Here is a 5,717-nt window from a genome sequence, read left to right as displayed (position 1 = left end):
GGCAGGGCGCCCTCGACCTGCCCGGGGTGCGCGTGCGTCGCACCACGCGTCCCGCAGCAGCGGCGGGCGGGGCCGGTGGGCACCGCGGGGGGCGCCGCGCGGAGGTGCCCGTCCTCGAACTCACCCAGCTGGTGACCGGTCGGGGATGATCCGTCGCTCACGTCGTGTCCGCCGTGAGCGAGAACGCGGACCTGCGTCGCCGGTGCGCGGGGAACTGTGGCACGCTTGAGGAGTTCTGTCCCCTCGGGCCGTGGGCCCAGGGACCCACCCAGAGGAAGGGATCGGCGTGGACGCGTCGGACATGGGGTCGGACCTCTCGAACGTTCTGGTCGACGAGGAACACATCGACCGGCGACTCTCCGAGCTGGCGGCCGAGATCGACCGTGACTACGCGGGGAAGGACATCCTCCTGGTGGGCGTTCTGCGCGGCGCCATCATGGTGATGGCCGATCTCTCCCGCAAGATCCACACCCCCCTGGAGATGGACTGGATGGCCGTGTCCTCCTACGGGTCGGGCACCAAGTCCTCGGGGGTCGTGCGCATCCTCAAGGACCTCGACACCGACGTCCACGACCGTGACGTCATCATCGTCGAGGACATCATCGACTCCGGCCTGACCCTGTCGTGGCTGAAGGACAACCTGGAGACGCGCGGCGCCTCCTCGGTGCGCATCGCCACCCTGCTGCGCAAGCCGGGTGCTGCGAAGGTCGACGTGGACGTCTCCTACGTCGGCTTCGACATCCCCACGGAGTTCGTCGTCGGCTACGGGCTGGACTACGACGAGAAGTACCGCCACCTGCCCTTCGTGGGGACGCTGGCCCCCCACGTCTACGGTGGCTGAGACCACCCCGCACACCAGCACCGAGTGACCGAAGGACGCACGTGGCCGAGAACGAGAAGAAGAAGAGGATCAACTGGACCTACATCCTGGTCCCGTTGCTGGTCCTGCTGGCGGCGGGGTGGTTCGCCTGGCGCATGTTCCAGCCCCAGCCCGTCGACACCTCCGAGGGCCTGGAGATCCTCAGGGGGACGACGGTGGAGCGGGTGGTCGTCAACGACGGCACCCAGCAGGTCAACCTGACGCTGTCCAAGGACTACACGCACCAGTCCACGGGGTTGGGTGACAGCACCCGGAACCTGGGCACCTCGATCTCCTTCACCTATGCCCAGACGCAGTCCGCGGACGTCATCGCCGCCGTGGAGAAGGCGGACCCCGCGAAGGGGTGGAACGCGGTCTACCCGCAGCCCTCCTTCCTCAGCTCGATGCTGCAGCTGGTCCTCCCCCTGGTCATCCTGGTGGCAGCCTTCTGGTGGCTGATGTCCCGGATGAACGGCTCGCGGATGATGGGCGGCTTCGGCCAGTCCCGCGCCAAGGAGATCACCCAGGAACGTCCCGAGGTCACCTTCGCCGACGTCGCCGGCGAGGACGAGGCCGTGGAGGAACTCGAGGAGATCCGCGAGTTCCTCTCCAAGCCGGAGAAGTTCCACGCGGTGGGCGCGCGCATCCCGCGCGGTGTGCTCCTCTACGGTCCACCCGGCACCGGCAAGACCCTCCTCGCCAAGGCCGTGGCCGGCGAGGCGCGTGTCCCCTTCTTCTCCATCTCCGGTTCGGAGTTCATGGAGCTCTACGTCGGTGTCGGTGCCTCCCGCGTGCGTGACCTCTTCGACCGCGCGAAGAAGGCCGCCCCCGCCATCATCTTCATCGACGAGATCGACGCGGTGGGCCGCCACCGTGGCTCCGGCATCGGCGGCGGCAACGACGAGCGCGAGCAGACGCTCAACCAGCTGCTCGTGGAGATGGACGGCTTCGACGACCGGGCCAACGTCATCCTCATCGCCGCGACCAACCGCCCCGACATCCTCGACCCGGCCCTCCTGCGTCCGGGCCGCTTCGACCGCCAGATCTCGGTGGAGGCCCCCGACCTCAAGGGCCGCGAGGCGATCCTCCGCGTCCACGCGACCGGCAAGCCGCTCACGCCGGACGTCGACCTGCACCAGGTGGCCAAGCGCACGCCCGGCTTCACCGGCGCCGACCTCGCCAACGTCCTCAACGAGGCCGCCCTGCTGACGGCGCGCTCCAATGCGGACCTCATCGACACCCGCGCCATCGACGAGGCCATCGACCGCGTCATCGCCGGTCCCCAGAAGCGCACCCGGGTGATGAACGACCACGACAAGGCCGTCACCGCCTACCACGAGGGCGGGCACGCCGTGTGCGCGGCCTCCCTGCGCTACACCGACCCCGTCACCAAGGTGACGATCCTCCCGCGTGGACGGGCCCTGGGCTACACGATGGTCATGCCCGCGGAGGACCGCTACTCCAAGACCCGCAACCAGATCCTCGACGACCTCGTCTACGCGATGGGCGGCCGCGTGGCGGAGGAGATCGTGTTCCGCGACCCCTCCACCGGTGCCGCCAACGACATCGAGAAGGCCACCCAGAACGCCCGCGCCATGGTCACCGACTACGGCATGTCCTCCCGCATCGGCAACGTCAAGCTCGGCGAGTCCGAGACGGATCCCTTCGTCGGGCGGGACATGGGGCGTGGCGGCAGCCGCGGGTACTCCGACGAGGTCGCCGCCGCCATCGACGACGAGGTGCGTACGCTCCTCGACGCCGCCACCCGCGAGGCCTGGGAGATCCTCACCCGCAACCGCGACGTCCTCGACGACCTGGCCGCACGACTCCTCGAGGCCGAGACACTCGACGAGAAGCAGCTCGCGACGGTCTTCGAGGGCATCCGCAAGCAGCCCGAGCGCCCGGTGTGGAACTACGGGTCGGAGGCCGCCGTCGACGGCGCCGTCCTCGGGCACCCGGTGGTCGGCTCCGAGGAGACCCCGACCGCGCCCCCGGACGACCCCCATGCCCCGCCCGCCGACCCGACCGCCTCGGAGGAGGCCCGCTGATGTACGACGAGGAGGGCGTGCGTCGCGCCATGCGTGACCTGCTCGTCGCCGTGGGGGAGGACCCCGACCGGGAGGGACTGCGCGAGACTCCCGACCGCATGGCCCGCTCGTGGCGGGAGATCCTCTCCGGCCTCGACGAGGACCCCAGGGTGCACCTGCACAAGGTGTTCGACACCGGCACCAACGAGCTGGTCCTCGTCCGCGACATCGAGTTCCACTCCGTGTGCGAGCACCACCTGCTGCCGTTCCACGGCCGGGCCCACGTCGGCTACATCCCGGCAGGGGGGAAGGTCACGGGACTGTCGAAACTGGCCCGCGTGGTCGAGGGCTACGCCCGTCGACCCCAGGTGCAGGAACGGCTCACGGCACAGATCGCGGACGCCGTCTGGGAGGTGCTCCGGCCGCAGGGGGTCATCGTGGTCCTGGAGGCCGAGCACATGTGCATGACCATGCGCGGCGTGCACAAGCCCGGGTCCTCCACGGTGACCTCGGCCCTGCGGGGGATCATGGAACACCCCGCGACCCGCGCGGAGATGATGTCCCTGGTCCTCGGCGGGCGCCGGTGACGGGCGGGCCCGCCCCGCGCGGGCCGCTCCTGCCGGAGGGCTGGGAGCTGCCGACGGGGCGCACCCTCGTCATGGGCATCCTCAACGTCACCCCTGACTCCTTCTCCGACGGCGGGCTGTGGTCCGAGCCCGGGCGCGCCCTCGACCACGCGCGGGCCATGCTCCGCGACGGGGCCGACCTGGTGGACGTGGGCGGGGAGTCCACCCGGCCGGGCTCCGCGCGCATCGACGCGCAGGAGGAGTGGGCGCGGATCGGCGCCGTGGTGGGCGCACTGGCGGACGAGGGCGTCGTGGTGTCCGTCGACACGGTCCACGCCGCCACCGCACGCCGCGCCGCGGACGCCGGGGCGGCACTGGTCAACGACGTGTCCGGCGGCCGGGTCGATGCGGACATGGCGCGCACGGTGGCGGCGACGGGGTGCGCCTGGGTGGTCCAGCACTGGCGGGGTTTCCCCGGCAGCCCGCAGGAGGACTTCGACTACGACGACGTGGTCGCGGATGTCCTCGCCGAGACCTCCGCGCAGGTGGGGGATGCGCTGGCGGCGGGGGTGGACCCCACCCGCCTGGCGATGGACCCCGGACTCGGCTTCTCCCTGCGCCACGAACAGTCCTGGGCACTCGTCGACTCGATGGAGAGGCTCGGGGGGCTCGGGTACCCTGTGGTGGTCGGGGCCTCGCGCAAGCGCTTCCTCGCGGTCAGGGGCGGGGAGGACCGCGACCGAGCCACCGTGGCCATCACCCGCCGGGCCGTGGAGGCCGGGGTCTGGGCCGTGAGGGTCCATGACGTGGCACCGAACGCACAGGTCGTGCGGGGCGCGACGTCGGGGAAGGAGCAGTCGTGAGCAGCCAGTACGACATCATCACCCTGAGGGGCCTCAGCGCGCGCGGCCACCACGGGGTGTTCCCCTTCGAGCGTGAGGGCACCCAGACCTTCAGCGTGGACGTCTCGCTGTGGGTCGACACCCGACCCGCCGCCGCCACCGACGACATTGGTCTCACCGTCTCCTACGCCGACATCGCCGAGGAGGCCGTCGCGGTCCTCACCGGCCCCTCCGTCCACCTGCTGGAGACCCTGGCCTCGCGTGTCGCCGACGTCGCCCTCGCCAACCCCCTGGTCGAGGGTGTCGAGGTGACCGTCCACAAGCCCATGGCCCCCTTGCGCCAGCAGTTCTCAGACGTGTCGGTGACCATCCGTCGCGGTGCCGCGGCGGGCGCGGATGCCGACGACCACGCGGTGACCGCCCTCCCGCTGACCGCCCCCGACGAGGGCGACACGGCCTCCCAGGACCCGGTGGGGGACGCGGGACCGGATTCCCCACCGCGCCGTGCCCGCAGCGACGTGCGCACCGTCGGGGTCGACCGATCCCGCTGGCACGGGGTCGTGCTGGCACTGGGTGGCAACCTCGGGGACGTCCCCACCACGCTCGCCCGCGCCGTCACCGCCCTCGTCGACCTCGAGGGGATCCAGGTGCTGGACGTGTCCCCGCTGGTCCGCACCCGGGCCGTCCTCGCCCCCGACCAGGAACCCCAGCCGGACTACTGGAACGCAGTCGTGCTGGCCCGCACGGCGCTGGACCCCGAGGAGCTGCTCGCGGCCACCTCCGGCATCGAGACCCTCCTCGGGCGCGTACGCCACGAGCACTGGGGTGCGCGCACCCTCGACATCGACATCGTCCAGTACGAGGGCGTCACCTCCTCCGACCCACACCTGGTCCTGCCCCACCCCCGGGCGCACGAACGCGCCTTCGTGCTCGTGCCGTGGCTCCTGGTGGACCCGGCGGCCGAGCTGGACGGTGCGGGTCCCGTGGCCGACCTCGTCCGGGACGCGCCCGACGGTGCGGGGGTGCTCGACGCCGTCTCCGACTGGCTGGAGGACCCCGGCCCCGTGGCAGCCGAGTCCGACGAGGTCCTCGCGGAACGCAGCGCGGTGCCCGTCATCCAGACCCCGGCGGGTGGCTCGGTCGTGGTCTCGCAGGAGACCGCCGCCGTGGGACACCCGAGCCGTCTGGACCTGGTCCCCGAGGCCTCACGGTCGGGACTGCGACCCTCCGAGTCGGGGGGCGACTACCTCTGGCACCGCCTGTGGGAGCAGTGGGAGGGGAGCACGCCCGAGGAGCAGGCCCCCTCGGCGTTGGCCCCCGCAGACGCGGGACCGGCGGCCGGGACGGGACCTGCGGTCGGCGCGGACCGACCCTCGGCCGACGCCGGGGTGCCGGTGGACACGGCCCCGGACGTGGCCCCGGA

5 protein-coding genes are annotated in these 5,717 nt (G+C 71.8%); all 5 read left to right on the top strand.

The window, feature by feature from the left end:
• Positions 1 to 286 precede the first annotated feature (286 nt).
• Positions 287 to 841, top strand: coding sequence for a hypoxanthine phosphoribosyltransferase (gene hpt / locus TA90_RS02175; RefSeq protein WP_043534382.1), 555 nt, complete (start codon positions 287 to 289; stop codon positions 839 to 841).
• 41 nt (positions 842 to 882) lie between these two features.
• A complete protein-coding gene (gene ftsH, locus TA90_RS02170; RefSeq protein WP_052450387.1) occupies positions 883 to 2,907 on the top strand; it encodes an ATP-dependent zinc metalloprotease FtsH in 2,025 nt (674 codons plus the stop codon).
• Positions 2,904 to 3,473 (top strand): GTP cyclohydrolase I FolE, encoded by a 570-nt coding sequence (folE, locus tag TA90_RS02165; RefSeq protein WP_043534385.1) that lies wholly within the window; start codon positions 2,904 to 2,906, stop codon positions 3,471 to 3,473. The genes ftsH and folE overlap by 4 nt, the downstream gene beginning before the upstream one ends.
• Positions 3,474 to 3,544: 71 nt before the next feature.
• Entirely contained in the window at positions 3,545 to 4,315 is a 771-nt protein-coding gene (gene folP / locus TA90_RS02160; RefSeq protein ID WP_043534384.1) for a dihydropteroate synthase, read from the top strand.
• The coding region (gene folK, locus TA90_RS02155) for a 2-amino-4-hydroxy-6-hydroxymethyldihydropteridine diphosphokinase (RefSeq protein ID WP_147513321.1) at positions 4,312 to 5,717 on the top strand (1,406 nt) is incomplete at its 3' end. The genes folP and folK, both read left to right, overlap by 4 nt.

Source organism: Actinomyces polynesiensis, assembly GCF_000820725.1.
Taxonomy (GTDB): Bacteria; Actinomycetota; Actinomycetes; order Actinomycetales; family Actinomycetaceae; genus Pauljensenia; species Pauljensenia polynesiensis.
The sequence above is the reverse complement of the archived record's forward strand: the minus strand, read 5'-3'. Positions and strand labels throughout refer to the sequence as shown.